General features: G+C 60.7%; 25 protein-coding genes. 17 read left to right on the top strand and 8 right to left on the bottom strand.

What is annotated here, in order from left to right; all coding sequences use genetic code 11:
- Window positions 1-34 precede the first annotated feature (34 nt).
- From WH50_RS09840 to WH50_RS09830, 3 genes are all read left to right on the top strand, one after another.
- Complete coding sequence (locus WH50_RS09840) at window positions 35-922, top strand: LysR family transcriptional regulator (RefSeq protein ID WP_110187144.1); 888 nt, start codon at window positions 35-37, stop codon at window positions 920-922.
- Window positions 923-1063: 141 nt separating this feature from the next.
- Complete coding sequence (gstA, locus tag WH50_RS09835; RefSeq protein WP_110187143.1) at window positions 1064-1663, top strand: glutathione transferase GstA; 600 nt, start codon at window positions 1064-1066, stop codon at window positions 1661-1663.
- 167 nt (window positions 1664-1830) lie between these two features.
- Window positions 1831-2751: a bestrophin family protein gene (locus WH50_RS09830; protein ID WP_110187142.1), complete on the top strand. Its 921-nt coding sequence runs from the start codon at window positions 1831-1833 to the stop codon at window positions 2749-2751.
- Between the two features lie 70 nt (window positions 2752-2821).
- Here the strand turns inward: WH50_RS09830 and WH50_RS26320 are convergent, their stop codons facing one another.
- From WH50_RS26320 to WH50_RS09815, 3 genes are all read right to left on the bottom strand, one after another.
- Entirely contained in the window at window positions 2822-3076 is a 255-nt protein-coding gene (locus tag WH50_RS26320; protein ID WP_165838373.1) for a DUF1127 domain-containing protein, read from the bottom strand.
- Between the two features lie 64 nt (window positions 3077-3140).
- Complete coding sequence (locus WH50_RS09820) at window positions 3141-3752, bottom strand: glutathione S-transferase (RefSeq protein WP_110187140.1); 612 nt, start codon at window positions 3750-3752, stop codon at window positions 3141-3143.
- Between the two features lie 92 nt (window positions 3753-3844).
- Window positions 3845-4129, bottom strand: coding sequence for a hypothetical protein (locus tag WH50_RS09815; protein ID WP_110187139.1), 285 nt, complete (start codon window positions 4127-4129; stop codon window positions 3845-3847).
- Between the two features lie 259 nt (window positions 4130-4388).
- Here WH50_RS09815 and WH50_RS09810 point away from each other — a divergent pair, with 259 nt between their 5' ends.
- The 9 genes from WH50_RS09810 to WH50_RS09770 all read left to right on the top strand — a co-directional run bounded on the left by WH50_RS09810 (window position 4389) and on the right by WH50_RS09770 (window position 15278).
- Window positions 4389-5303 (top strand): LysR substrate-binding domain-containing protein, encoded by a 915-nt coding sequence (locus WH50_RS09810; RefSeq protein ID WP_110187138.1) that lies wholly within the window; start codon window positions 4389-4391, stop codon window positions 5301-5303.
- A gap of 66 nt (window positions 5304-5369) precedes the next feature.
- Entirely contained in the window at window positions 5370-8330 is a 2961-nt protein-coding gene (locus WH50_RS09805) for a hypothetical protein (protein WP_133251291.1), read from the top strand.
- Window positions 8327-11347 (top strand): hypothetical protein, encoded by a 3021-nt coding sequence (locus tag WH50_RS09800; RefSeq protein ID WP_110187136.1) that lies wholly within the window; start codon window positions 8327-8329, stop codon window positions 11345-11347. Before WH50_RS09805 ends, WH50_RS09800 begins: the two co-directional genes overlap by 4 nt.
- An 88-nt stretch (window positions 11348-11435) precedes the next feature.
- Complete coding sequence (locus WH50_RS09795) at window positions 11436-11987, top strand: NADPH-dependent FMN reductase (protein ID WP_110187135.1); 552 nt, start codon at window positions 11436-11438, stop codon at window positions 11985-11987.
- Window positions 11988-12115: 128 nt separating this feature from the next.
- Window positions 12116-13264, top strand: a complete 1149-nt coding sequence (locus tag WH50_RS09790; RefSeq protein ID WP_243410058.1) for a saccharopine dehydrogenase family protein — start codon at window positions 12116-12118, stop codon at window positions 13262-13264.
- Entirely contained in the window at window positions 13239-13721 is a 483-nt protein-coding gene (locus WH50_RS09785) for a DUF2269 family protein (protein ID WP_243410057.1), read from the top strand. Before WH50_RS09790 ends, WH50_RS09785 begins: the two co-directional genes overlap by 26 nt.
- 19 nt (window positions 13722-13740) lie before the next feature.
- Window positions 13741-14124, top strand: coding sequence for a DoxX-like family protein (locus WH50_RS09780; protein ID WP_110187132.1), 384 nt, complete (start codon window positions 13741-13743; stop codon window positions 14122-14124).
- Window positions 14125-14139: 15 nt separating this feature from the next.
- Window positions 14140-14649: a GNAT family N-acetyltransferase gene (locus WH50_RS09775; RefSeq protein ID WP_110187131.1), complete on the top strand. Its 510-nt coding sequence runs from the start codon at window positions 14140-14142 to the stop codon at window positions 14647-14649.
- Between the two features lie 71 nt (window positions 14650-14720).
- Entirely contained in the window at window positions 14721-15278 is a 558-nt protein-coding gene (locus WH50_RS09770) for an RNA 2'-phosphotransferase (protein WP_110187130.1), read from the top strand.
- On the opposite strand, the gene modC is transcribed toward WH50_RS09770, so the two are convergent.
- Genes modC through WH50_RS09750 form a run of 4 tightly spaced genes read right to left on the bottom strand, consistent with a single transcriptional unit; the run spans window position 15256 to window position 18629 of the window.
- On the bottom strand, window positions 15256-16317 hold the full coding sequence (modC, locus tag WH50_RS09765; protein ID WP_110187129.1) for a molybdenum ABC transporter ATP-binding protein: 1062 nt from the start codon (window positions 16315-16317) through the stop codon (window positions 15256-15258). The genes WH50_RS09770 and modC overlap by 23 nt on opposite strands.
- Window positions 16314-17006 carry a molybdate ABC transporter permease subunit gene (gene modB, locus WH50_RS09760; protein ID WP_110187128.1) on the bottom strand — a complete coding sequence of 231 codons (693 nt, stop codon included), beginning with the start codon at window positions 17004-17006 and terminating at the stop codon, window positions 16314-16316. The genes modC and modB overlap by 4 nt, the downstream gene beginning before the upstream one ends.
- Before the next feature lie 23 nt (window positions 17007-17029).
- Entirely contained in the window at window positions 17030-17773 is a 744-nt protein-coding gene (gene modA, locus WH50_RS09755; RefSeq protein ID WP_110187127.1) for a molybdate ABC transporter substrate-binding protein, read from the bottom strand.
- Between the two features lie 49 nt (window positions 17774-17822).
- Window positions 17823-18629 (bottom strand): TOBE domain-containing protein, encoded by an 807-nt coding sequence (locus tag WH50_RS09750; RefSeq protein ID WP_110187126.1) that lies wholly within the window; start codon window positions 18627-18629, stop codon window positions 17823-17825.
- A gap of 276 nt (window positions 18630-18905) precedes the next feature.
- On the opposite strand from WH50_RS09750, the gene siaA reads away from it, so the two are divergent.
- The 5 genes from siaA to WH50_RS09725 all read left to right on the top strand — a co-directional run bounded on the left by siaA (window position 18906) and on the right by WH50_RS09725 (window position 23641).
- Window positions 18906-20891 carry a biofilm regulation protein phosphatase SiaA gene (gene siaA, locus WH50_RS09745; protein ID WP_110187125.1) on the top strand — a complete coding sequence of 662 codons (1986 nt, stop codon included), beginning with the start codon at window positions 18906-18908 and terminating at the stop codon, window positions 20889-20891.
- Window positions 20892-20912: 21 nt separating this feature from the next.
- Complete coding sequence (siaB, locus tag WH50_RS09740; protein WP_110187124.1) at window positions 20913-21476, top strand: biofilm regulation protein kinase SiaB; 564 nt, start codon at window positions 20913-20915, stop codon at window positions 21474-21476.
- Window positions 21477-21580: 104 nt separating this feature from the next.
- Window positions 21581-21955, top strand: coding sequence for a biofilm regulation phosphoprotein SiaC (siaC, locus tag WH50_RS09735; RefSeq protein WP_104152773.1), 375 nt, complete (start codon window positions 21581-21583; stop codon window positions 21953-21955).
- Window positions 21955-22740: a biofilm regulation diguanylate cyclase SiaD gene (gene siaD / locus WH50_RS09730; RefSeq protein ID WP_110187123.1), complete on the top strand. Its 786-nt coding sequence runs from the start codon at window positions 21955-21957 to the stop codon at window positions 22738-22740. Before siaC ends, siaD begins: the two co-directional genes overlap by 1 nt.
- Window positions 22741-22822: 82 nt before the next feature.
- Window positions 22823-23641, top strand: coding sequence for a hypothetical protein (locus WH50_RS09725; protein WP_104152771.1), 819 nt, complete (start codon window positions 22823-22825; stop codon window positions 23639-23641).
- Window positions 23642-23686: 45 nt separating this feature from the next.
- Here the strand turns inward: WH50_RS09725 and WH50_RS09720 are convergent, their stop codons facing one another.
- The gene (locus WH50_RS09720) at window positions 23687-25456 is read right to left on the bottom strand and encodes an ABC transporter ATP-binding protein/permease (RefSeq protein ID WP_110187163.1); all 1770 of its coding nucleotides are present in this window, start codon (window positions 25454-25456) and stop codon (window positions 23687-23689) included.
- Window positions 25457-25622: the final 166 nt, after the last annotated feature.

Genomic DNA, 25622 nt, shown 5'->3' with positions numbered 1-25622 from the left:
CCAGATCATCGATGCGTTTAACAAGGGATGAGTGATGAACAATCTTTTGCACTGGCGGCTGATGCTGGCCGTGGCGGAACTGGGGACGTTGTCCAGGGCTGCTGAGCAGTGTGGTATTACCCAGTCAGGTGCCAGTCAGGCCATCGCCCAGATGGAGGCGGGGCTGGGCGTGCCGCTGTTCGTCAGGGAAGTGCGGACGATGACGCTGACCGCTGTGGGTCAACAGGTGCTGGAGAAGGCTCGGCGTATGCTGGCGGAGTGGCAGGATATCCGGCTGCTGGCTCAGCAGGCGGCAGGTATTCAGCCGGCACAATTACTCCTTGCCAGCTTCCCGTCGGTATACAGCGAGAAGCTGCAACATTTTGTCCGTCACTTCCGGCACCAGTATCCGGCCATTGAGGTGGTTAACCTGACGGGCACCGATGTGGAGGCCCGGCAGTGGCTGGAGCAGGGGCAGGTGGACCTGGCGGTGCTGATGAACGCGCCCGTCACGGCGCCCGGCCTGCTGCTGGGAGCAGATCAGTGGGTCGCGGTGTTAGCCAGCCAGCATCCGCTGGCTAACCGCTCCTCGCAGTTGCCGCTGTCGCTGGCTGAGCTGGCGGCCATGCCTTTTATCGTCGCGACCGGCGGCTGTGATCTGCATAGCGAGGCGTTGTTTCAGGCGCTGGGACAGCCGTTGCAGCAGGTGGTCATGCGGGTGCAGGAGTGGCCAACGGCCTATGCATTGCTCAGACAGAACCGGGGTGTCTCCGTCGCACCGGCGTCGACGCTGCCTGCTGATCAGTCGGGCTTGCGGGTATTTCCACTGGCCACCGCCTGCCAGCGTACCTTTGTGCTGCAGTGCAGCCCACGTTCGTCCCAGACCATCGCCACACAGCGCTTTCTCGACAGTCTGCAGGCATGGCTGAGCAACGGCGTATAAGCGTGGGGTCAGACAGGAACGGCGTGGCGATAAGGTCAGCTAATAGCACGTAGCTGAAAACCCTGATGTTCATTCCTTGCGGTGATGGAGAGGATAGCAGAGCTGATCTGAATACCACTGCATCACTCAGGAATGACTGATATGAAGCTATATTTTGCCCCCGGTGCCTGCTCTCTGGCCGTACACATCGTGCTGCGTGAGCTGCAGCTGCCGTTTACCCTGGTCAGGGTCAACAACCAGACCAAACTGACCGAGCAGGGTGAGGACTTCCTGCAGATCAATCCCAAAGGCTATGTGGCTGCCCTGATGCTGGATGACGGTCAGGTACTCACCGAAGGGGTGGTCATTCTGCAGTATCTGGCAGATCTGTCCGCCGATGCCCGGCTGGCGCCCGTCAATGGCAGCTGGTTACGGGTGCGTTTGCAGGAATGGCTGAACTTCATCACCGCGGAGCTGCATGCGGCGTGCAGCCCATTGTTCAGCGAGGCCATGCCCGCAGTGGCGAAGCAGCTGCTGCGTGACAGGTTGGGCCATCGGCTGAGCTATCTGTCGCACACCCTGCAGCAGCAGGACTACCTGATGGAGCAGGGTTACAGTGTGGCGGATGCCTATCTGTTTACGGTGCTGGGCTGGCTGCCGCGTCTGGGGCTGGATCTGGACCGCTGGCCTGCACTGGTGGCCTTCATGGCCCGGCTGGCGGAGCGTCCGGCGGTAGCGGCGGCACTGGCTGCAGAAGCCTGAGGTGCCGGACGGGGAGGGCGCGCTCCTTGATCTGGGAAAAAACGCTGATGAGGATGCTTTTCCTTGATCGCGCAGCAGTGATCTCCGATCATCTACAGCCGTCCGGCCTTCGCCGGCGGCATCCGGGGCGCTGCCCGTTGCGTCCCGACGCTCATCCCGAGTCCAGCATGATTATCCACAATCAGAAACCCAACCTTGCCACCCTGTTGTTCGCCTACAAGGGCACCATCATTGCCATTATCTGGCCCAAGGTACTGTTTACCGTACTGCTCAGTTCGCTGGTGGTGATGACCCACGGCACGCTCTATGACTACAAGCTGGTGCTGACCGCGACGCCTTTTACCCTGTGGGGCCTGACCCTGGCGATCTTTCTGGGGTTCCGCAATACCGTCGCCTATCAGCGCTTCTGGGAGGCACGCACGCTGTGGGGGGAAGTGCTGGTAGTAGCGCGTAATCTGACCCGCCAGACCTTGACACTGTTGCCGGATTTGCCTGCTGCCCAGCAACGCGTACTGAGTTATCGCGTCGCAGCGTTTGCCTATGTGATGCGTGACTGTCAGCGTGGCCAGGCCATTGGTGAGGAAGCCGCAGCCCTGCTGCCAGCGCAGGAGCTGAAGGAGCTGCAGGACAGTGACAATGCGCCGAACATGCTGCTGTTACGGATGAGTCAGGCGTTTGTGGCGGCCTTTCGGCAACAGGGGGTAGACAGTATTCTGCTGGCCGGGGTGGAGCAGCAGGTGAACCGTCTGTCTTATGTGCACGGTGGCTGCGAGCGGATCAAGTCGACGCCGATCCCTTATCCCTACATTCTGATGCTGCACCGCTTCGTACATATCTACTGCTTCCTGCTGCCATTCTGTCTGGTGGACAGTATCGGCTGGCTGACACCGTTCGTGGTCTGCGTGCTGGCTTATACCTTCTTCGGACTGGATGCCCTGGGCGATCAGATTGCCGATCCGTTCGATACCCAGCCCAACGATCTGGCACTGGATGCCATGAGCCGTAATATCGAGATTAATGTGCGTATGCTGCTGGGTGAGCAGGCGCTGCCACAGGGTGTCGAAGCCCGGGACGGGGTATTGCTGTAACAGAAAGCACAATGCCGCCCGAGGGCGGCATTGTTTTTAGAACCAGTTCACCATTGGCATAAGTGCCATCTCAGCAGCAGGCGGATACCTGCTTGACTGCTGATACAGGCTGCGCCGCAGCGGGTTTGCTGGCTGGCGTGGTGGTGACCACCGTGCTGAGGCTGCTTTCGCCACTCAGACTGCGAATGCGTCCACCGTCACGGTAGACGCCGATATCCTTCAGCAGATGATCATCCAGATGCAGCATCTGCTGATAGGTCACTTCGTCATTGGCGGCACGGGTCAGGCGCCGGTGCAGCGCGCGTATCAGTCCTGCCAGAAACATGATGTATTCCTCCGACTTTATATGCAGCTCTGTCGCTTCCGCGTCTCGGGCGGATAACGGCTGGTCAGGCTGCAGGGGTAGCCACAAAGGCCGGTAGCTGTTCGGCATAGTCCGAATAGGCCTGCAGCGCAGGGTGGTCTGCACTGGCCAGCACATCGGGTAACAGCATCTGGTTGAACTGCCAGGCCACGGCGAGGGTAATACCCGCCTGATTCAGGCTGCCGTCGGCTGGCAGGGGATGGCGGCTGACTTCCTGCTCCAGTGCAGTAAAGGCCGCCCGTAGCTGACCTTCGACCCGTTCCAGCCAGGGCGCATGTTGCTTCTCCGCCGGACGCAGGTTGTGTTCGTAGACGATCTGGACGGTCTTTTCACAGCCCGCCAGTGCCAGCCCGATCAGGCGCAACGCCTGAGTGCGTGCCGCTGCTGCCGTGGGCATCAGACTGTGGCCCGGGTGGACGACGTTTTCCAGATAGTCGAGGATCAGCTGGGAATCCATCAGCACGGTGCCGTCGTCGGTGACCAGTGTGGGTGCCTTGACGACCGGATTGATGTGCTGGAACTGGTCAAAGGTGCTGAACACCGACACGGGCCGGTGTTCAAAGGGAATGTCGAGTACCCGCAGAGAGATGGCTACGCGGCGTACATAGGGTGAATCAAGCATGCCAATCAGTTGCATCCTGTCCTCCAGAGCGGTCAGGTTGATGTGGTTGCTGACTCAAACCCTAATCCGACGGGGGCTTGAGTCGCTTCGGCGCCTCAGGCATCGGTTCAGCTGAACGCGATAGCGGTGCGGTGCCATACCTGATCCAGCAGGTGACGCCAGCCGGAAACTTCCTTATAGGTGGCCTGGGCTTTCAGCGTCAGCACGCCTTCACCTTCAATGATCAGTTTGCCGGCAGGCAGGCTGTGCTGGGGTGCGTTGCTGTCCAGGGTGATGTCTTTGCCGTTCAGGCTCAGCCAGTGTTCGCCGGAGATCAGGCGTACTTCAGTGGCTTCGTGCAGTTCCAGTACCAGAGTTTCTTTGGCGTTGAGTTGCAGGTTCAGGGTGCTCATGGTGTTTTCCTCTTTGCTACACATGCTGTGCAGGGTGTTGAAAAAGGAATCGAGCAAAGGCCAAACCTGGCGTTATCTGCCGAAACAGCAAAGATATTCTCTTTACCGTACCCAATAAGCAGAGACCGTTAACGCTGAATGGCCTGGCTATGTGCTTTTCAACTGCCTGCCAGGGCATGAATTGATGGGTGCTACTATAGTCGTAAGCCGGAAAATAGAATATCGACATTAATTTGCGCTGGATGTTAGTTTTACTTACATGAGCACCTTACCCCCATTACCCGCCCTGCGCAGTTTCGAGGCCGTAGCCCGTTTGGGCAGCGTGACGCTGGCTGCAACGGAACTGTTTGTTACACATTCCGCTATCAGCCAGCAATTGCGGTTGCTTGAGGATTTGCTCGGAGTGCCGTTGTTTATTCGTGAGGGCCGCGGCCTGCGTCTGACCGAGGATGGCCGCATGTATGCGCTGCAAGTGCGGCAGGCGCTGCGTGAGATAAGCAACGCTACACAGTTGGTGCGGGCACGTCCGCGTGAGGGGGAACTGGTCATTGCCACCCTGCCATCGTTCTGCAGCCAGTGGCTGTTGCCGCGTTTTCCCCGCTTCCAGCAACGCTATCCGGACTACCGGGTCAGTATTCGCGCCAGTCTGGATATTCAGGACTTGCGTCAGGGTCTGGTGGACATCGGTATCCGTATGGGGCTGGGTGACTGGGAGGGGCTGGAGAAGAAACGGCTGTTTGAAGACAAGATCATCATGGTCGCCGCTCCGCACTACAATCAGGGCAAGTTGCCACGCACTCCGAAGGAAGTGATGGCGGCGCGCCTGATTCGCTCGACCGAGTCCTGGAGCCCCTGGTGCGAAGTGGCGGGGGGGAAGGAGCCGCCGATCAACCGCCCCGGCGGGCTGTGGATCAATGATTCCAACGTCATCATGGAAGCCGTGCGCATGGGGCAGGGTGTAGCGCTGGAACGCCTGAGTGTGGTCAGGCCGTTTCTGGAACGCGGCGAGATTGTGCGTCTTACCGATATTGTTGCGCCCTATCGTTTTCCCTACTGGCTGGTGTGGCCCGAACGCGAGTTGTCGGCAGGCAAGCAGCACGACTTCATCGAGTGGATGATGGAGGAAGCTCAGCGCTATCAGCAGGAGCTGGACAGCTACATGGCCGCCGTATAGCAGGGCGGAACCGGCCCCGGCGCGCAGGCCACCCACAAGGACGCCTGTCCCTGAGGAGCCTGCATCGTGACGTCATCCCTCACTGGCCCCGGTCTTGCCCGCCAACTTTCCCTGCCTGCTGAATCGTCTCCCGCTCATGCTTTGCCTGCTGCCAGTCAGGATGATGTGGCGGTGAGCGCGCATCGTCGTCAGCTCGATGGCCGTGTACACCATCTGCAACGTGCATTGCAGCAGGAGCTGCAACGGCACCGCCGTTATGACCATAGTGTGCGTCAGGACTGGGGAGCAGCGGGCAGCCATGCCGAGCAGCGGCGCTCAGATCTGCGCCAGCTCAGGGGCGCTGAGCATATCGCCGCCCAGTACGGGCTGAGTGCCGCGCGCAGGGAGCAGCCGCGGCGGGATGTCCTGCATCACCTGCGTATTGAGCATGATGTCAGCTCGGACTACCTACGTGATCAGCCTTCCATGGACTTTCGTGAACTGGGGCAGCGGCTGTATCGTCAGCAGTGCGGTGCCCGTGCCATGCCCGCGCTGATCATCAACAGCCGCCATGTCGCCAGCCAGCTGCTGGAGCATTTTCGCGGCACCAAGGATATTCAGGGCTCCCCGGAACAGCATCTCAGGGAACGATTGCAAACGCTGGCGCCGGGGGTACTGGCCCTGCAGTTCAGGGCGCGGGGGAGTGTCACTGCCTGTGAGCCCCTGCTCAATCTGTATGGTGGCCGCCCCTCTGCCCATGCACTGGTTGCCGCCGCAACCGGCGCGCAGTCCCGCATTGCTGACGATCCGCACATCAATAATGTGACCCTGTTAAATCACTTCTACAGCGATGACACCGATGTGTGTGAACGGCTGCGCAGCCTGCCTGCTGAGCGTGCACTGGCGCCGTTAAGCAATACGGCGGCAGCATTGCTGGAGCAGTGGCTGGACGTGGCGGATGACCGCCAGCTGGCCGCGCTGCAGCCGCATAACCCGGTGCTGGCCAACGGCCTGCAGGCACTGCACCGCATAGCCGACACCCTGCCCAGCCTGAGCCATGATAGTCAGCTGTTCGGCAATGGCTATCAGGTCTTGCTGGAGGAGTTGCAGGTCTGTCTCAGCGCCACACGGCCTTTCACTCAGGATGACTTCCGTCTGGCAGCGGCGCAGATGCTGTCCGTCAGTCAGCTGGCGGAGGCGGTGCCGAAACAGGATATCTATCTGGTCAGTTCAGGCATGGCGGCGCTGACGCTGGGCCATGAAGTGGCAGACATGCTGACCGGTGAGCGCAATGTGGCGATGGCCAGTACCGCCCGCCACGGCCAGACGCCGGTGTATTTCGAGGTAGAGACACTGCATCGGGAATGGCTGATCGGGCACGACCACAGTCACGCCCTGTATGCCACCCTTAACCACTCCATGCCGGGTGCGGCTGGCACCGAGCGCTGGGGTGTGGACGCAGTTATCGAGGCCACGGCGCAGCGCCTGCAGCAGGCCGGTGCCGCTGACCCGGCGCTGGTGCTGTTGCTTGATGCCACGCTGGAACACCGCGACGACATGCAGCGGCTGGTGGATCACTTTGCGACGCCGTTGCAGGCAGGCCAGCTGCGTATCGTGGTGTGCAAGAGTTATCAGAAATACGCCGGACTGGGCAGCGCCAAGGTGATGGCCGGGGCCATTGGCCTGATCGGTCGGGAAGACGCCGCCCATGTACGAGCCCGCAACCATCTGCAAAGGGTGGAGCAGGAGCTGGACTGGATGGGCCAGAGCGATGGCCAGCTGCTGGTGCACCTGCTCGGCTGTCGTGAGCAGGAGTTTGCCTTGCTGGAGCGCGCCTGCGACAGCGCCGCCTATGTGGCCCGGCATTTGCTGCCGCCTCCGCCCGGCAAGGAGCAGGAGTATCGCCATGATCCGCAGCTGCCCTTTGTTACGGTCGGCATTCAGGGATCATCGCCGCCACTGACCCTCAATCTGGCCGAAGGCAGCCGCACCCTGAACCTGTTCCGCGACAGCCAGTTCAGTGAATACCTGCTGCCGGTTCGTGACAGCTTTGCCTTTATCCACAGTAACCGTACCCAGATACCGACCAGTGATGGCGGTGCCATGCAGCGGCTGGCGCTGGGGCAGGAAAGCAAGGCCGAGCTGACGGAGCGGCTGTTTATGCCCGGCCTGCTGTTGCAGCAACCGCCAGGAGCGGGCTGGGATTGCGGCAAAGCCTGGCGGCTGGTGCAGCAGCTGGGCGATGAAGGTATACGCAGTGTGCAGGTGCCCGCCCATATCACGCCGAACCTGTATCAGAAGTTATATATCAGCGGCCGACTGGAGCAGGCGCCGGTCAGTGATCAGCAGCGGCTGCAGCGCACGCCGGAACAACTGCGCCAGCACCAGCAGGGCGAGCGTGAGCAACCCATGACACTGAACCGGATCGTTTCGGTGATCAGTCATCTGGGCGAGCAGATCATGCGCTACACCCGACCTGACAGCTGGTGCGCCGGGCCGGACCGGCAACAGCTTGATGCCATGCTGGAAGGGGTCATGCATTCCGGTATGCCGGGCGTCTCCCATTCCGGGCGGCAGCTGGTGATGGAGCTGCAGGCGTTTCTCTGCCGTGCCGATATGCACAGCGACGATACGCTACAACAGCAACGTGGGCTGCGGACGCTGACCGACGGCTGTGCGCGCTTGCCGGGGTTGCCGCGCCAGCCGGATTATCTGCTGGCCATCCCCGAACAGGTCTTCAGCGCAGCCAGTGACACGCAGCGTGACCGCACGCTGGTCGCCCTGTTTGAGCCGCTGGATGCCCGCCGTCGGCTGAGTCTGATCAGCCAGATGCTGGAACAGGGCGATCTTACCAAGGCGGAAGCCTGTATCCGTCGCTTTGAAGTCCTGCTGGACCGGCAGCTGCCGCCACCGGCGGAGTCTCTGCGTCCCGCGCACGGTACAGAACACTGGGAGCAGCACCTTTATGGGCAGCTGCAAAACCAGCGAGCCAGATTGACGCCGGGGCAACTGATCCTCAATGGCCAGACCGCGGAGCGGCAACCATGACTCTGCCTCCGTTGTTACAGCGGCAGACCTCACTGCCTTCTGCACCTGCTGAAACCGTGCGCCTCTCCGCGCCACAGGCGCAGGATGACAACGTCTCATCGCGGCTGCATCTGGATGGCCGGGTCGGGCGTCTGAAGCGGGCGCTGGAGCAGGAAGTGGAGCGTCATGGTCACTATGATCAGGCGCTCAGTCTGGAATGGAGCGAAGGGGCGAGCGTGGCCAAGCGTCGCCGCCTGAACCTCGGCCAGCTGCCGGGCGCGGAGCAGATTGCCGCTCAGTATGGCCTGAGCTTTGCCAGCAGGGAGCCTGCACCAGCGGGCAGCCTGCCACAGCTGACGCTGGATCATGGAGGCAATGCCCAGTATCTGCGCAGTCACCTGCCGGAAGAGTTGAAAGCCCAGTGTCAGCAGGCCTTTCACGCCCGCTATGGGCAACCGGCTCCCACTGCGGTCTATGTCAACGGCCCGCATACGGCCCTGGCGGTGTTGCAGGGCATCGGTGAGTCAAATCTCAAGCAGGCGCCTGTGGCCTATCTCAAACAGCATCTGCTGCCTGTTCATCCCGGCCTGTTTGCCCTGCGTCTGCGCCCCCGCGATGTGGCGGTGGCTGAGCAGCTGCTCGGCACCTACGGTGCTGTGCCCTCAGCCTATGCTGTGGTGGCTGCGGCCAGCGGACCTGCACGTAGCGTGGTGGCCAACCCTCACCTTGATAATCAGCAGCTGCTCAGCCAGCTGCGCGACAGCGGCGTATGCCAGCGGTTACAGCAACTCCCTGCTGGCCACAGTCTGGCGGCGCTGGGTAAGGCGGCCGCGGCACAGATTGAGGCGTTGTGTACGGTGGTCGATGAGCGTCAGTTAGCCGTCGCCCATCGTCACAATCCGGTACTGGCCAACGGGTTACAGCATCTGCAGCGCGCTGCCGACAGTCTGCCCAGCCTCAGCCATGACAGCCAGCTGTTTGGCAATGGTTATGAACTGCTACAGGAAGAGTTGCAGGTCTGCCTCAGTGCCCTGCAACCCTACACCCTGGATGACTTCAAGCAGGCGGCCCGGCCTATGCTTGGCGCCGCCGGGTTGCCCGCTGGCGTAGTGGCCGAAGTGCATCTGCTCAGCTCCGGTATGCAGGCCATCGCAACCAGTCTCCGGCTGGCAGAAAAAATGACCGGTATCAACGCGGTCGAGGAGGCCGTCTCCGAGCAGGCGGGCATCACGCCGGTGTATTTCGAGGTGGAATCACTGCACACCGACATGGATCTTGAATCCAGTGACGGTAACGCCGTGCTGGCGACCCTCAATCACTCCATGCCTCCCGCGGCGGGCGAAAAGCACTGGGGTGTGGACAGCGTGATTGACGCCGTGCGCGGTCGGCTGGCAGCGAATGCGGAGGCCGGTGAGACCGCGCCGCTGATTCTGATTCTGGACAGCACACTGGAACGGCGTGGTGACATGGACAAGCTGGTGGGGCAGATGGCAGATGCCCTGAGCAGCGGCAGCCTGCGGATGCTGGTATGCAAAAGCTTTCAGAAATACGCCAACCTCTGCAGTGGCAAGGCCATGGCCGGTGCCATTGGCCTGATCAGCCGTGATGATGTACTGGGGCACCAGACCCGCGGTTATCTGCGGCAAGTGGAGCAGGGTATGCAGCGCATGGCCAGCAATGACAGCCAGCTGCTGGTCAATATGCTGCACTGTCGTGACAGCGAGTTCGAGTTGCTGGAGCGCGCCACCGGCAACGCCCGTTTTGTGGCGCAGACCCTGCTGCGCCCCAGACGTGGGCAGAACGGCCTGCTCCAGCACGATGCCAGCCTGCCGTTTGTGGTGGTGTCCAGTGACCGGCCTGCACTGACCCTGCAGTTGGGCACGGCCGCCACAGCGGAAATCAGATTGCCCTGTAAGGATTATTTCAGCCCGGAACTGTTACCGCAGCGCTCCAGTTTTGCCTTCAGTCACACCAGCATGGGTGTCATTCCCGGTGACGATGAAGCCGGTGAGGCGGATCGTTACCGTTTCTCCCTTGGCCAGGAAAGCCATGCCGAGCTGGCGGAGCGATTTTTTATGCCGGGGTTATTGTTACAGAAAGCCTGCACCAGCTGGAGCTATCTGCATACCCATCAGCTGGTGCAGCAACTGACCGATATGGCTGTCAGTCTGGCCAGCGGGCGACCGGCAGCCGCCGGGCGTCAACCCGCTATGGCCATGCCGTTGCTGCAGAAGCTGCAGCTGTGCGCGCGACTGGAACGGCCGCCGGTGGAAGATCGGGCCCGGCTGCAGGACGAGCCCGGTGCCTTGCGCCAACAGCAGCAACAGGACCGGCCCCGGCCGTTCTTTCTCAACAAGATTGTTTCTGCCGTCAACTTCATGGGCGAGGCCATGTTGCACCACAGCCGGCCGGAAGACTGGCAGCAGCCCGGGCCTGCCCGGCAGGCAGTCGACCATCTGTTAGCCAGCTTGCTGCAGTCGGGCATGCCCGGTGTATCTCGCGCTGGACGGGCTAAAGTGATCGAACAGCAGGCTTTCCTCTGTCAGGCTGATATGGGCAGCCCTGATACCGAACAGCAACAGCGAGGTTTACGCACCCTGGCCGCCAGCTGCGCCCGCATCCCGGCATTGCCCAGCCGTAGTCGCTATCTGCTGAGTATTCCCGATACGGTTTTCGCCCAGGCCAGCCGCACTGATCAGAGGCGGGTGCTGGAAGCACTGCTGACTCCGCTGGATACCGCCAGTCAGCTGGCGGCGATCGACAAACTGCTGCAAGGTCAGCAGTGGCAGCTGGCCACCGCCTGTCTGGAGCAGCTTGAGCGACAACCGTCGGCACCGACCGGCAAGGCAGCCACGCCGGACGGCAGCAGCACACCGGCGATGCAGGCCACCACGCTGCGCTCGCGCCTGCAGGAGCAACTGTTGCAGCAGCGCCTGCAGGCGCCAGCCGCCATTGATGCCGAGCGTGCGGCACCCGCCGCACAGAATACGGCCGAACCCCGTCAGGCGGTCACGGCAGAGCACAACGAAAGCCGCTGACACCGTTCAGCACTCACTGGCACAGGCTGGTAGACTGGGCGGCACGGTGAGCCGCAGACCAGGCTCACGCTGAGGAAGGATCCCATGGATGTCTGCTATTCGCTTACTCGCCCTGTCCGGCAGCCTGCGCCGCCCGTCGTACAATACCGCCGTTCTCACCGCCCTGGCTGAGCTGGCTCCGGCCAGTGTTCGGGTCGAACTCGTCGGTCTTGGGCAGCTGCCCCTGTTCAATCCTGATGAAGAAGGTCTGCACCCTCAGGTTGCGGCACTGGAGGCGCAGATGGCGGCGGCCGACGGTCTGCTGATCGCCAGCCCGGAATATGCCCATGGTATCAGCGGTGTGCTGAAAAATGCTCTCGACTGGCTGGTCGGCGGCTACGGTTTTGTCGATAAACCCATCGCCCTGTTCAACACCTCTCCCCGTGCCAGCCATGCGCAGGCGGCGCTGCGCGAAGTGCTGACCACCATGTCCGGGCAGATCATCGACAGTGCCTGCGTCACCCTGCCACTGCTCGGCACTCAGGCCGACTCCGCCGTTATCTGTGCTCAGCCGGACTGGGCTGAGGCATTGCGCCGCTCGCTGGATGACATGGTATCGGTGATTGAGCGGCGTAAGCAGATAGCTGCCAGTATGCTCTGAAAACGTGCTCACGATCTGCTGTGCAAAGATCTTCTGCAGGCCAACTGAACGGTATTTTCGCAGTTCTGTTCGCCTTGACGGGCTCTCGCTCACGAGATCGTGATGACGTCTGAACAAGGATGACCTTAATGCGAATTCTGATTCTTGGCAGTTACGGTAACTTTGGTAAACGTATCGCAGAGCAGCTGCAGGATCTGCCCCGAGTCACGCTACTGCTGGCGGGGCGTAACCTGATGCGGGCGCAGCAACAGGTCGCCCAGCTGCAAGGTACGGCCAGCGCCGCCTTGCAGGCCGTGGCCATGGATATTCTGGCCGCGGACTTCAGCGATCAGCTGCAACGCTGGGCACCGGATGTGGTGATTCACACCAGTGGGCCGTTTCAGCAGCAAAGTTACCGGGTGGCGGCGGCCTGTGTGGCGCAGGGCTGTCACTATATCGATCTGGCGGATGACAGCCGCTTTGTATGTGGCATTCAGGCGCTTGATCAGGCCGCCAGAGACGCCGGTGTGCTGCTGGTCAGTGGCGCCAGCTCGGTCCCGGGATTGTCGGCAGCCGTGGTGGATCAGTGCTGGCAGCGCTTCGCTGTTATCGACCTTATTGATATTGCCATTGCCCCGGGTAACCGGGCCGAACGCGGTGAGGCGACGGTGCGCGGCATTCTGTCCTATACCGGCCATGGCTTCCCGGCGTTTCGTCAGGGGCAGTACGGGCAGGCCTATGGCTGGATGGAGCCGCGTCGGCTGGATTTCGGTCACCCCCTCGGCAAACGCTGGCTGGCCAATGTCGATGTTGCTGATGTGCAGCTGTTTCCCGCGCGTTATCAGGTGCAGCAGCAGGTGCGCTTTCAGGCCGGGCTGGAGCTGCCCTGGCTGCATCTGGGGATGGTGGCCATGGCCTGGCTCAGCCGCTGTGGCATCGTGCGCGACTGGGCACGCTTCACCCGGCCGATCATGGCGGCCAGCGGCTGGTTTGCCCGCTGGGGGAGTGATGCCGGGGGCATGCGTGTGGAGGTCAGCGGTCAGGACCGGCAGGGACAGGCGTTGCGGTATTGCTGGCGTTTGACCGCAGAGCACGGAGTCGGGCCTTATATTCCCACGCTGTCGGCGATTCTGGTCGCCCGCAAGCTGGTGGCCGCACAGCTGCCACAAACCGGAGCGCGGCCTTGCCTCGATCTGTTCACACTGGCGGAGTTTGAGCCCTGGTTCCGGCGTTGGGGTATCGTCGCCAGCAGCCAGTGGCATCAGGACAATCATGAAGGACACCGCAATGGTCAATAGCTATCTGTTGCTTAAACTGATCCATATCCTGTCGGCAACGGTGATTGCTGGGACAGGCACCGGGATCGCCTTCTTTATGCTGATGGCCTACCGTTCACGCGATATACATGCCATCCGTGTGACGGCGCGTCTGGTGGTGCTGGCCGACTGGCTGTTTACTACGCCTGCGGTGATGACCCAACTGCTGACCGGGCTGGCGCTGATGGAGGTCATGGGGATTCGTTACACCTCACCCTGGTTTTATGGAGTGGCGGCGCTGTTTGTCTTTATCGGGCTGTGCTGGCTGCCGGTGGTCGCCATTCAGTACCGGCTACGTCAGCTGTCCAGCGACGCTGAGGTACTGCCGGACGGCTTTCACCGGCTGATGCGCTGGTGGATGGCGTTGGGCATTCCGGCGTTTGCCGCACTGCTGGTGCTGTTCTGGCTGATGGTGTTCAAACCTCTGCCGCTGGCCTGATGTCTGACGAGAATAGGAAATGTCACTGTCACTCTTGTTAAGTCTGGGCCGTGCGAGCCTGATTCTGCTTTGGCTGTTTACCGGCGTCACTTCCACCTGGCTGGCACCGCAGCTGGGAATGGCCGTGTTGCAGCAGGCCGGACTGAATGACCAGCAATCGCTGCACCTGATCTGGCTGGGCAGCGGGGTCGATGTACTGATGGGCCTGTGGCTGATGTCTGGCTGGCAGCGCCGCTGGTGTTATTACCTGCAACTGGTATTGATCTGCGTTTATACCCTGTTGCTCAGCCTGCTGGCCCCGGTCTACTGGCTCGATCCCTTTGGCCCGGTCAGCAAGAACCTGCCGCTGCTGGCACTGATCCTGCTGTTGAACTGGGCTGACCAGCATGTCACGACCCGCTAAAGAGGAGCACTCATCATGCAGATTCAACGCTTAGGCCCGCAGTGGGCCGAGGTATACCGCAGCCTGATGCTGCACGCCTATGGTGCTCACCCTGATGCCTTCACATCGACCGTCGCCGAACGCAGTCGCCTGCCGTTGTCCTGGTGGCAGTTACGGCTGGATGACCGTGCTGATGCGCAGGATCAGGTCTGGGGTGCGGTGGATGGCAGTGAGCTGCTGGGCGTGGCGGGGGTGAGTTTCAATCCGCGCCAGAAGGTGGCGCACAAGGCGCACCTGTTCGGCATGTATGTGGACCCGCACCGACGTAAGCAGGGAGCGGGCAAGCTGCTGGTCGAGGCCATTCTGGCGGCGGCACGCCAGCACCCGGGGGTACTGCTGGTGCAGCTGACGGTCACCGAGGGCAATCATGCGGCAGAAAAGCTCTATCAGCGCTGCGGCTTCAAGGCTTTCGGCGTGGAGCCCTTCGCCGTATCAAATGGCAACGGCTTTGTCAGCAAGGTGCATATGTGGTGTGAGGTGGGATGAGCTGAGTAAGAGAGGCGACAGCAGCGACAGCCATCATGGAATTTCAAGTTACTATGGAAGGATGACCAGTAATGGATAAACAGATAACGGCAATATCGAAATACTTCAGCTATGTGCTGCGGCACCAGCCTGATGCCATCGGACTGCGGCTGGACGAGCAGGGTTGGGCCGTAATCGACGAGCTGATAGCTAAAACAAAAGAGTATCCACTCACGGCAGAAATCGTCAGGCTGGTGGTGGAGACCAATGACAAACAGCGCTTTGGCCTCAGTGCTGATGGTATGCGGATTCGGGCGAATCAGGGGCATTCGATCGAGGTAGACCTTGCCCTGCCTGTGCTCACGCCTCCAGCGGTTCTCTATCACGGCACTGCTGAACGATTTCTTCCGTCCATTCTGGCTACGGGGTTACACAAGCAGCAGCGCCATCATGTTCATCTGACGGAGTCGGTCATCGTTGCGAAAGCAGTCGGAGGGCGCTATGGCAAACCGGTGGTGTTGCAGGTGAATAGCGCAGCCATGGATGCCGCGGGTATCCCGTTCTATTGCTCTGCCAATAAGGTCTGGCTGGTAGAGCAGGTTGCAACTGAATATCTGCATCTGGACGCTACACCAGCGCCACCCCTTTGATCTGGGCGAACACCTGCTGGCCCGGTTGCAGCGCCAGTTGCCAGGCGGACAGCTGGGTAATGCGTGCCAGCAGCTGCTGGCTGCCCAGATTGAGACGTACCAGCGCGTAAGTCTGGCCGTTGTTGTGCAGGGCATCGATCTGACAGGGCAGGATGTTGAGTATGCTGCTGTCGCGCGGGCGTTCCAGCGTCAGGCTGACATCACGGGCGAGAATCTGCACCCGCACCGGGCTGCCGTTGCGATGCTGCAACTGTGGCAGGAACAGGTCGATATCATCACAGCGCACCCGGCTCAGGCCAAATCCGGCTTGCTGCTCGGCGACGACCCCCTGCAGCAGGGATTCGGCATCGTGACGCTGGCTCAGCGGCAGGTCGAGACGGGTCAGCAACTGAGCGGGAACGCCACTGGCGAGCACCCTGCCTTGTTGTAGCAGGAGCAGGTGGCTGGCCAGTCTGGCGACTTCATGGGGGGCATGGGTGACGTACAGGCAGGGCAGCCGGAACTCATCGACCACCTGCTGCAGATAGCCCATCAGTTGCTCCTTGGCCTGATGGTCCAGTGCCGCCAGCGGCTCATCGCAGAGCAGCATTCGCGGGCTGGTCAGCAGGGCCCGCGCCAGTGCGACGCGCTGCCGTTCACCGCCAGACAGATGGGCTGGCCGGCGTGCTAACAGGTGGCCGATGCCCGTCGCTTCGACCGCCTCCTCCAGCGTTATGCGCCGCTCTTCAACAGCAATACGCCGATAGCCATAGCGCAGATTGCCCGCCACGCTGAGATGGGGGAATAACCCCGCTTCCTGAAACACGTAGCCAATCGGCCGCTGCCAGCTCGGCATACACTGGTTCTGATCCTGCCAGCACTGGCCGCCCAGACTGAACTGGCCGTAATCTGCCTGCTGCAGCCCGGCGATGCAACGCAGCAGGGTCGTCTTGCCGCAACCGGACGGGCCGAACAGGGCGGTAATCCCGGTCGCAGGCAGTTCAAAACAGGCATCCAGCTGGAACTCGCCCAGACGATGCTGATAGTGGCCGCTGATCATGACGGATGCCGTTCGTTGTCGGGGTTGAGCTGACGGTTAAGCCGGTACAGCAGCCACAGCACCACAAAGGAAAACAGCAGCATCAGCGCCGAAATCAGGTGCGCCGAGGCGTAATCCAGACTTTCCACGTAGTCGTAAATGGCGACCGACACCACCTTGGTCTGGCCGGGAATATTGCCGCCAATCATCAGCACCACGCCGAACTCGCCCAGCGTGTGGGCAAAGCCCAGCACCGCCGCCGTGATCAGTCCCGGTCGTGCCAGTGGCAGGGCGACGGTAAAGAAGGCGTCCAGCGGCGAGGCGCGCAGGCTGTAGGCCACTTCCATGGGCCGCGGCCCCATGGCGGTAAAGGCGTTCTGAATGGGCTGTACGACAAAAGGCATGGAGTAGAGGGTGGAGGCGACCACCAGTCCGGCGAAACTGAACGGCAGCAGCCCCAGCCCGAGGGCCTGTGTCAGCTGACCGACCGGGCCGTGCGGGCCGAGCAGCAGCAACAGATAGAATCCCAGCACTGTGGGTGGCAGCACCAGTGGCAGTGCCACCAGTGCCTCGATCACCGCTTTGATGCGCCAGCGGGTGCGCGACAGCCACCATGCCAGCGGCGTGCCGATCAGCAACAGCAGCAGGGTGGTGAGGGCGGCCAGTTCCAGCGTCAGCCAGATCGGTTGCCAGTTCAGGGATGCCAGCATGGGTCAGGGATTCCGCACAGGGTTCAGTTCAGCTCGTAACCGGCCTCGCGGATGATGGCTTTGGCCTCATCACTCTTCAGGTAGTCGATAAAGTCTTTGGCCGCCTGATTGCTGGCGCCGTGGCTGAGCAGCACTGCGTCCTGCAGAATCGGCTGATAGTCACTGCCGGGAATGGCAATAAAGTGCCCGGCCTGCTTGCCATCCTTGACCTGTGACAGCGCCACGAAGCCCATTTCGGCATTGCCGGTGGCGATAAACTGATAGGTCTGGCTGATGTTGTCACCCTGCACCAGTCGTGGCTGCAGGCTGTCCCACAGGTGCAGGTGTTGCAGGGTCTGCTGGGCGGCCAGTCCATAGGGAGCGGTTTTGGGGTTGCCGATGGCCAGATGGGCATAGTCGGCCTGCAGCGCGGTGGCCAGATCATCACCGCTGAAAGGTTGCAGGCTCCACAAGGCCAGCTGCCCCTGGGCATAGGTGAACTGGCTGCCCTTGACTGCCAGCCCGTCCTGCTCGGCTTTGGCCGGGCGCTCATTATCAGCCGCAAGGAAGACGTCGAACGGCGCACCATTGCTGATCTGGGTGTAGAGCTTGCCGGTGGAGCCGTAGCTCACTTCCAGCTGGTGCTGGCCGCGGGCCTCAAACTTCTGTTCCAGTGTCTGCATGACGCCAGTGAAGTTGGCAGCCACAGCGATATTGGCCTGATCGGCATGGGCTGCGGCGGCAAAGGTGGTCAGGGTCAGCAGCAGGGCGGAGGCGGGGCAGTTCATGGCAGAGAGCTTCCTTGAAAAGAGGCAGGGAACATTGATGCAGGGAACATTACAGGCCGATGGCCAGCAGAATATGGGATGGGTTGATCCAGGCCTGTACTCTGCTGCCCGGTGCCAGTTCCAGCTGGGTCACGGCGGGCAGCGGGACGATGGCGGTCAGGCTGCGGCCACCGTCGAGGTGCAGGCTGACTTCGGCATTGACAGCGCCGGGCAGCAGCTGGCTGACCTCGCCGCGCAGGCAGTTTTGTGCACTGCTGCGAATGTTGTCATCCCCGGCCACCAGCGTTACCCAACTGGCCTTGATCAGTGCGACGACTTCACTGCCTGCTGCCAGAGCCATGGTTTCGGCACTGGCGCGGGTGATCTGCACATAGAGGCGATCTGCGCCACCGATATCGAGCAGCAGATCAGAGTTGACGGCGCCGTGCTGAATTGACACGACGGTGCCCAGCAGCTGGTTACGGGCACTGGTGCGCATGGTCATCATCCTCAGGCTGTGGCGGAGTTGTTCAGGGTTGCCGAGCAGGCCGCTGGTATCCGCCAGTAGCTGGTCGTAGGCCCGCTGCAGGCGCTCAAGGCTGTGCAGCATCTGTCTGCCGTGTTCGGTCAGGCGGGTGCCGCCACCCTGTTTGCCGCCGGTACTGCGCAGCACCAGCGGTTGCGGTGACAGGTTGTTGATGGTTTCGACCCAGTCCCAGGCGGTCTTGTAGCTGATGCCGACGGCCTTGGCGGCCGCATTGATCGAGCCGCACTGGTCAATGGCGTGCAACAGCTGCAGGCGCTGGGCTTCGACTATGCCTTGCTGGCCATCATGCAGTTGCAGCCGGGCCTGCACCTGCAGGGAGGAGTCGGACATCGTTATTACCTTGTCTATATAACGGTGTCGTTTTTACCATGAGGTGCTCCATTCAACAAGTCATGCCCTGACTGTGCGAGCCGATGTGGCAGGGCGGCGGATTCTGACGGGCAGGCCTGGGCAGCAGGTGGAGCGTGCAGCGGATTAGGTATTTCTGTGTCAGGTCAAGAAGTCGTCAATGTATACGAAAGTTAACCATTTAGCCGCGGAAAGCCCCTTGAAACAGTAGGGCTGCCCCCCTTTAATGGATGAGGTCTGTTTAAGAGAGATGTCTGAATGGCCTTGTGGGGATTGAGGGGGAAGTCATTGCTTGCCCTCGGTGCATCCTGTCTGTTGGCGCTGGTGCTGGCGGTCGTGATTGGCTGGCAGCTGTTACAGCAGGCGCAGGCCTATTTCGGTCAGGCTTATGCGCGCAATTTCACCGAACTCAATGCTCAGCGCATTCTGACCCCGGTTACCCGTGAGCTGGCGCTGTCGCAGCGTTTTGCCGAATCCATCGTCACCCGCGAGTGGCTGGAAGATGAGCAGGATGCCAGCAAGAAAGCCCGCTTTATGCAAGAGGCCGAAGGCTACCGCCATGCCTTTATCGACCGCTCCTACTTTCTGATCTCCAGCCTCAGTCATCACTATTATTTTGATGACGATCAATCGTCCTACAGTGATCAGCCCCGTTATACCCTGTCAGCCACCGCCCCCGATGACAGCTGGTTCTTTAACTCCATGGCCAATACCGACCAGTTCAACATCAACGTCAACTACGATGCCAAGCTGAATACCACCAAGGTCTGGTTCAACGTGGTGGTGAAAGACAACGGCCAGCGGCTGGGTCTGGCGGGGACGGGTTTTGAGCTTAGCCAGTTCCTCAAGGACTTTGTCCAGCAGCAGGAAAGCGGCGTGGTGCCGATGATTATCAACGAGCAGGGTGCTATTCAGGCGCACCCTGACGCCAGCCTGATTGCGCTGGATTCGGTGTCGGCCAAAGACAGTGAGGGCAAGACCCTGTTTGCGCTGCTGGCAGATGACGCCTCGCGGCAAACGGCACGGGCCATCATGACCAGAGCACGTCAGCATGAAGGCGAGGTGCAGCTGGACTGGGTGGCGATGGGCAAGCACAAGCAACTGCTGGCGATGACCTATTCGCCATTGTTGCAGTGGTACATCGTGACCGCGGTCGACATCAGTCAGGCCCGTATTATCGACACCTCCTGGCTGGTGCCGGCGGTAGTGGCGATGGTTCTGTTACTGGCGTTGTTGCTGGTGGTGTTCGGTTTTGCGGTGGAGCGTCTGGTGCTGTCCCCCCTGCGTCGTCTGCAGATGTCGGCAAAGGCCATTGCCAATGGTTCCTATGAGGTCAACCTGCCGCTCGACAGCAAGGATGAGATTGGCGACCTCAGCCGTACCTTCGGGGTGATGGCTGACAAGGTCCGCAGCCATACGGCTGAGCTGGAGTCCAAGGTGCAGGAGCGCACGGCTGCGCTGGAGCAGGCCAACCGCGAGATGGCCGAGATCAACCGCAAGATCGGCGCGTCCATCGATTATGCCAGCCTGATTCAGCGGGCTATCCTGCCGGACCGTCAGCTGGTGCAGTCGCTGGGTGACCGGCATACCGTGCTGTGGCGGCCACGGGATGTGGTCGGCGGTGATTTCTATGTGTTCTATGCCGATGGTGATAACTGTTTGCTGGGCGTCATCGACTGTGCTGGCCACGGTGTCCCTGGGGCGCTGATGACCATGCTGATGCGCGCTGCGGTCGACTATGCCATCAATGAAGTTGGTCTGGCGGACCCGGCAGGAGTGCTGACCCGCACCGATGCAGCCATCCGCTCGATGCTGGCCGGTGCGGACTTTACCGACGCCATCGCCACTAATGCCGATGTCGGTCTGGTCTACATCGACCGGGCGGCAGACCGGGTACGTTTTGCCGGGGCGAAGATCTCGCTGTATGCCAGCAATGGCGAGGACGTGCAGGAAATTCGTGGCGCCCGTCGGGCGCTGGGTGACAAGCGGGTGGGCGAGTACAGCAATACCGATTTGCCACTGGCAGGCTGGACCTTCTACATGACCACCGACGGCTTCCTCGATCAGGCCGGTGGCGACAAGCATTATGGCTTTGGCAACAAGCGCTTCACCGCCATGCTGCAGGCGCATGCCAGTTTGCCGCTGGGCCAGCAGGGTGAGGCGTTTATACAGGCACTGGAATCGTACCAGGGTGACCTGCCGCAGCGGGATGACATCACTGTGCTGTCATTCCGCTTTGACTGACCGCTAACACAGGAGGCATCGATGCTTGCTCCGGACCTCTATGGGCTGCGTGAACGGTTCGACCGTGAACGTATCATGCTCTGTTTCAACGGCCCGATTTCGCGCAGCCTGATTGAAGAAATTGGTAATGCGCTGAAGAACTATCTGGCGGCTGAACAGGTCAAACCGGCAGCGGCTATGGACGTATTTGCCGTCTATATTGAGCTGACGCAAAATATCCGCCACTACGCCGTGCACAATGGATCTCCTGATTCCGATACCGCGACGGTGGTCATCAGCCGGGTGGATGCGGCGACCGACGATGCCGTTACGGACGGCCACTATGTGGTGTCCGCAGGCAACATGGTGCGGCTGACCGATGGCGAGGCGCTGATCGGGCGGATTGATACGCTGGCGGCGATGGACAAGGTGGCACTGAAGGCGGCCTACAAAGAGCAGCTACGCAAGCCACGCGACATGCAGGCCACCACCGGCGCCGGGCTGGGCCTGATTGATATGGCACGCAAATCATCGGCGCCGATGTCAGCCAGCCTCAAGCCGCTTGCTGATGGCTGGGCCTTTTTCAGTATCCGGGTGCAGATTTGACGGTATTCGCCGATAGCGGCAGCCACACCCGGAAGTGATCCCCCTTTGATACCGTCACCGAGTGACAGGGGATCGACACACGAATGACGTATGAGTAAGTAACGATGAGCGATCTGACTATACCTGGTAGTCAATCCACACCGAGCATCCATGCCAGCTGGAATGATGGGGTGCTGGCGATGCAGGGCGATTCCTATCCCGAGAACTCCTTCGAGATGTTCGGTCAGGTCATCACCTGGGTGGAACAGTACCTGACCGACACTGACCGTCCGCTGCGGCTGGAGCTGGAGCTGCTGTATCTCAATACCAGCAGCATCAAGGCCATGATGGACATCTTTGACCTGCTGGAAGACGCCCATGGCCGTGGCCGTGACGTCGTCACCCGCTGGTATTATGACGAAGACAATGAACGGGTCGCGGAACTGGCCGAAGAATTCAAGGAAGATTGCACCTTTCCCTTTGAAATCGTAGGCCGTTAATGAAAGTCGATCCAGGTGCCCTGGAAAAACGCATCCAGATGCTGCTGGATGACAAGCAGTATCAGGGTCACCCCCTGCGTGAAGCACTGGCGCAATTATGGCGCCTGAATGAGGAACAGTGGGCGCGGGTGGAGCGTATCACCCAGCTGTCTGACTCCTATCAGGCGATGATGATGCGGCGCGAGCACAGTCTCAGCGCCCGTTTCGACAAGCAGCTGCGCCAGCTGGAAAAGATCACCCGTATTTCCGACCGCTATCAGCGCATGCTGCGCGATATGAACCTGGCCCTCGAAGAGGCTTCCTTCCTTGATCCTCTCACCGATCTGCCCAATCGCCGTATGCTGATGCGTCGTCTGGAAGACGAAGTCGAGAACAGCAACAAGAGCCAGCATGGTTTTGCAGTGACGATGCTCGACGTCGATTACTTCAAACAGGTCAACGACAGCTATGGCCATCAGGTCGGCGACGAAGTGCTGATGCGGCTCGGGCAGATGATGCAGCAGCAGGTCGATGAGCTGGGCATCTGTGGCCGCTGGGGCGGCGAAGAGTTTCTGCTGCTGGTGGCCAATCAGGACGACACCCGCTGCCTGCAGCTGTTTGACCAGCTGCAGCGTCATATCAGCGGTGCCAGTATTGATATTGCCGGTATCAGCCTGTCTGTCACCGTCAGCCTCGGCGTCAGTTTCTTCCGGCCGGGTGAACCACTGGATGCGGTGCTCAATCGCGCCGATAACGCCCTCTACGAAGCCAAACAGACCGGCCGCAACCGCATGCTGCGGGCCTGATTCGCCGTTGCCGGAACGCTGAACTACACTCATTGGGCTTGGCTTGATCAGTCTGAATGATGGTGTTCATGGGGATGCGGCAATGGGCAATACCCTGAGTTTGCAGGATTATCTCGGCACTTCGCTGCCGGGCGTGGTAGCGGCGTATCTCGACCCCAGTGGCGGCGATGCCATCACCGAACCCTGGATAGCCCTGTGCGGTGTGGAGCTGCACAGCGACAACAGCCTGACGCTGGTCTTCAGCGAAGCCCATGCGTTACAGGTGGATCAGCGTCTGACGGTGCATCTGGATGATCGCACCGGGGTGGCAGAATACGATGCAGATCTGGGCGTGCACCGTACGTCCTACAAGGGGCTGGTGGAGCATGTCGGCAAGCGGCGGGTGATCGTCACCCCCATTGACTATGAGCTGTGGTACAGCGGCAGGATTGTCAGCAGCTACCGTGCCCTTGGCTATGAGCATCCGCACGATGCCAGAGCGGAGCAGGTGTTACCCCTGACTCCTCTGACCTCTGTGCCCTTTCCCGATGTGCGTGAAACCGATAACAAGATCGGCGTGATGATCACCCGGGCGCTGTCACAGCCCCACACTACCGTGATGGCGTTCCTGTCCTGCGAAGATGATCATCTGTTCTGCGTGACCTACCCCCACAGTTTCAAGGCACAGTTGCTGCGCCGTGATCATCACTGTCAGTTCGTCATTGATCGTCGTCACCGGCTGCAGGATCTGGCTGCCATCAGTGCCGAGGCCCAGCTGTGCTCGTTGCTGGCCCATCAGGTGCCGCACGATCATCCGCTGTTTGCGCCGCTGCGCGATGCCTTTATTGCCAAGAGTCCGTGGGAGGAGAGCTTCTTTCGCCATCCACAGGTGGAGCTGTATCACCTGCTGGCAGTGACCTGACATTACCGGGTAGTGTCCCGGCAATGTCAGGTCGGCTCAGCACTGTCAGACGGGGAGTGCCTGCGGTTCAATGGCCTGCAGGCGGCCCTCGGCCAGTTGCCATTCCTGCTGGTGGAATGCACGCAGCGTAGTGCGGTGAGCAATGCTGACCAGGGTGGTGTCGGGCAGTTGCTGGCGCAGCACCTGATACAGCTGCTGCTCGCTGCCTATATCCAGTGCTGACGTCGCCTCATCAAGGAATAGCCACTGCGGTTTTTTCAGCAGGGCACGGGCAATAGCCACCCGTTGCTGTTCGCCCGGTGACATGGACTGGGCCCAGTGACGGCTCTCATCCAGCATCCCGATAAACGGCTCCAGCTTGCACAGCTGCAGCACCTGTTGATAACGCTGATCATCAAAGTCTTCCGCGGCCTGTGGATAGGCCAGCGCCTGCCTCAGGGTATCGATGGGCAGATAGGGCAGTTGCGGCAGGAACATGACGTTCTCCGGGCGCTGAACCTGACCCGTCCACCACGGCCAGATGCCAGCCAGCATACGGAGCAGCACGCTTTTGCCGCTGCCTGAGGGGGCGTTGATCAGAGTGTGCTGGCCCGGTTCCAGGGTCAGGCTGGCAATGTTCAGCAGTACCTTCTCATTGGGCAGACGCAGTTGGGTATCTCGAATACTGATGCCTCCTCCCTGCTGCAGCTGGGTACGATTCGAGTGCTGATGCAGGGCATCGATACTGTCCAGACGGTCATTGAAGGTGGTCAGTCGATCTACTACCGAGCGCCATCTTGCCAGTGCACTGTAAGAATCCACCAGCCAGCTGAGTGCGCCCTGAACCTGCCCAAAGGCACTGCTGATCTGCATTAACCCGCCGAGCTGGATGGCGCCGCCAAAATAGCGTGGTGCGGCGACCACCAGCGGGAAAATAATAGCGATCTGGCCATAGGCAGAGGTGAAGGCGGTCAGATTCTTCTGTACCCGCATGATGGACCAGAAGTTACTCCAGACCGCATGGAAGCGTTGCCTGAGGTTGCGCTGTTCCTGCTCTTCGCCCTGATACAGTGCGATACGTTCACTGTTCTCGCGGGCACGGACCATGGCGAAACGCATATTGGCTTCGTAGCGCTGCTGGTCAAAATTCAGCTTGATCAGTTTGCGGCCAACACGATGGGTCAGCCAGCTACCGGCGATGGCATACAGCAAGGCGACCCACACCATATAACCGGGAATGCTGACGGCGTGACCCGCCACGGTGAAGGACAGAGGGCCGGACAGGCCCCAGAGAATAAAGACAAAGCTGAACAGGCTGACAAGGTTACTCAGCAGACCCAGGCTGATGCTCAGGGTACTGGTGGTAAAGCTGTCGATATCCTCGGCGATACGCTGGTCGGGGTTATCGGTATCATCGCGGCTGACTTCCAGCAGGTAATAGGCACGGCCCTTCAGCCAGCGCTCAAAATAGACATCGGTCAGCCAGCGTCGCCAGCGAATCTGCAACATGCTGGACAGGTAGTAGTTCGCCACCGCCACCACAATGTAGATGAGGGCAACCGGACAGAATCTGCTGATCTGCAGCCAGAAGCCCGGCGCATCCTTGTTTTGCAGAGTGTTGTAGAAATCGTTGTACCACTGGTTGAACCAGACCGAGAGGTAGACGCCCCCCAGCGACAGGGCAATGATCACCAGCAGCAGGCCCCAGGCCTGCCACTTTTCTTCCGATTGCCAGTAAGGCTTGGTCAGGGCCCAGGTTTTTCCAAGAAAACTGCGATAGTGACCGGTACGTAACGGGTCGTTGGCTGCTCCGGCAGCAGGGGAAGTGGCGGTCATAGACATCCTGTGAGTAATGATGACGGCGGTCTGCCAGCGGCTGACACCTGGTGCGCTGGCTGGCAGAAGCAGCACAGCGAGCCACGGCCCGCCAGTGTGCTGATGTTCTCTGTTGGAGAGGCGACTGGCAACAGAGTTCCTGACGGCGCCGCTGCAAATTGCCTCG

The organism is Pokkaliibacter plantistimulans, from assembly GCF_003194385.1.
Lineage (GTDB): Bacteria > Pseudomonadota > Gammaproteobacteria > Pseudomonadales > Balneatricaceae > Pokkaliibacter > Pokkaliibacter plantistimulans.
This window is presented reverse-complemented; position numbering and strand designations above follow the sequence as displayed.

What these genes read in the sequence shown, in the direction of transcription:
- siaD (WP_110187123.1), top strand. Translation starts at nt 21,955, where the DNA reads ATGAAAGTCGATCCAGGTGCCCTGGAAAAACGCATCCAGATGCTGCTG.
- WH50_RS09830 (WP_110187142.1), top strand. Translation starts at nt 1,831, where the DNA reads ATGATTATCCACAATCAGAAACCCAACCTTGCCACCCTGTTGTTCGCC.
- WH50_RS09725 (WP_104152771.1), top strand. Translation starts at nt 22,823, where the DNA reads ATGGGCAATACCCTGAGTTTGCAGGATTATCTCGGCACTTCGCTGCCG.
- siaA (WP_110187125.1), top strand. Translation starts at nt 18,906, where the DNA reads ATGGCCTTGTGGGGATTGAGGGGGAAGTCATTGCTTGCCCTCGGTGCA.
- WH50_RS09770 (WP_110187130.1), top strand. Translation starts at nt 14,721, where the DNA reads ATGGATAAACAGATAACGGCAATATCGAAATACTTCAGCTATGTGCTG.
- siaC (WP_104152773.1), top strand. Translation starts at nt 21,581, where the DNA reads ATGAGCGATCTGACTATACCTGGTAGTCAATCCACACCGAGCATCCAT.
- WH50_RS26320 (WP_165838373.1), bottom strand. Translation starts at nt 3,076, where the DNA reads ATGTTTCTGGCAGGACTGATACGCGCGCTGCACCGGCGCCTGACCCGT.
- modC (WP_110187129.1), bottom strand. Translation starts at nt 16,317, where the DNA reads ATGATCAGCGGCCACTATCAGCATCGTCTGGGCGAGTTCCAGCTGGAT.
- WH50_RS09815 (WP_110187139.1), bottom strand. Translation starts at nt 4,129, where the DNA reads ATGAGCACCCTGAACCTGCAACTCAACGCCAAAGAAACTCTGGTACTG.
- modB (WP_110187128.1), bottom strand. Translation starts at nt 17,006, where the DNA reads ATGCTGGCATCCCTGAACTGGCAACCGATCTGGCTGACGCTGGAACTG.
- WH50_RS09790 (WP_243410058.1), top strand. Translation starts at nt 12,116, where the DNA reads ATGCGAATTCTGATTCTTGGCAGTTACGGTAACTTTGGTAAACGTATC.
- WH50_RS09795 (WP_110187135.1), top strand. Translation starts at nt 11,436, where the DNA reads ATGTCTGCTATTCGCTTACTCGCCCTGTCCGGCAGCCTGCGCCGCCCG.
- WH50_RS09775 (WP_110187131.1), top strand. Translation starts at nt 14,140, where the DNA reads ATGCAGATTCAACGCTTAGGCCCGCAGTGGGCCGAGGTATACCGCAGC.
- modA (WP_110187127.1), bottom strand. Translation starts at nt 17,773, where the DNA reads ATGAACTGCCCCGCCTCCGCCCTGCTGCTGACCCTGACCACCTTTGCC.
- WH50_RS09785 (WP_243410057.1), top strand. Translation starts at nt 13,239, where the DNA reads ATGAAGGACACCGCAATGGTCAATAGCTATCTGTTGCTTAAACTGATC.
- WH50_RS09840 (WP_110187144.1), top strand. Translation starts at nt 35, where the DNA reads ATGAACAATCTTTTGCACTGGCGGCTGATGCTGGCCGTGGCGGAACTG.
- WH50_RS09780 (WP_110187132.1), top strand. Translation starts at nt 13,741, where the DNA reads ATGTCACTGTCACTCTTGTTAAGTCTGGGCCGTGCGAGCCTGATTCTG.
- WH50_RS09820 (WP_110187140.1), bottom strand. Translation starts at nt 3,752, where the DNA reads ATGCAACTGATTGGCATGCTTGATTCACCCTATGTACGCCGCGTAGCC.
- siaB (WP_110187124.1), top strand. Translation starts at nt 20,913, where the DNA reads ATGCTTGCTCCGGACCTCTATGGGCTGCGTGAACGGTTCGACCGTGAA.
- WH50_RS09720 (WP_110187163.1), bottom strand. Translation starts at nt 25,456, where the DNA reads ATGACCGCCACTTCCCCTGCTGCCGGAGCAGCCAACGACCCGTTACGT.
- WH50_RS09800 (WP_110187136.1), top strand. Translation starts at nt 8,327, where the DNA reads ATGACTCTGCCTCCGTTGTTACAGCGGCAGACCTCACTGCCTTCTGCA.
- WH50_RS09810 (WP_110187138.1), top strand. Translation starts at nt 4,389, where the DNA reads ATGAGCACCTTACCCCCATTACCCGCCCTGCGCAGTTTCGAGGCCGTA.
- gstA (WP_110187143.1), top strand. Translation starts at nt 1,064, where the DNA reads ATGAAGCTATATTTTGCCCCCGGTGCCTGCTCTCTGGCCGTACACATC.
- WH50_RS09750 (WP_110187126.1), bottom strand. Translation starts at nt 18,629, where the DNA reads ATGTCCGACTCCTCCCTGCAGGTGCAGGCCCGGCTGCAACTGCATGAT.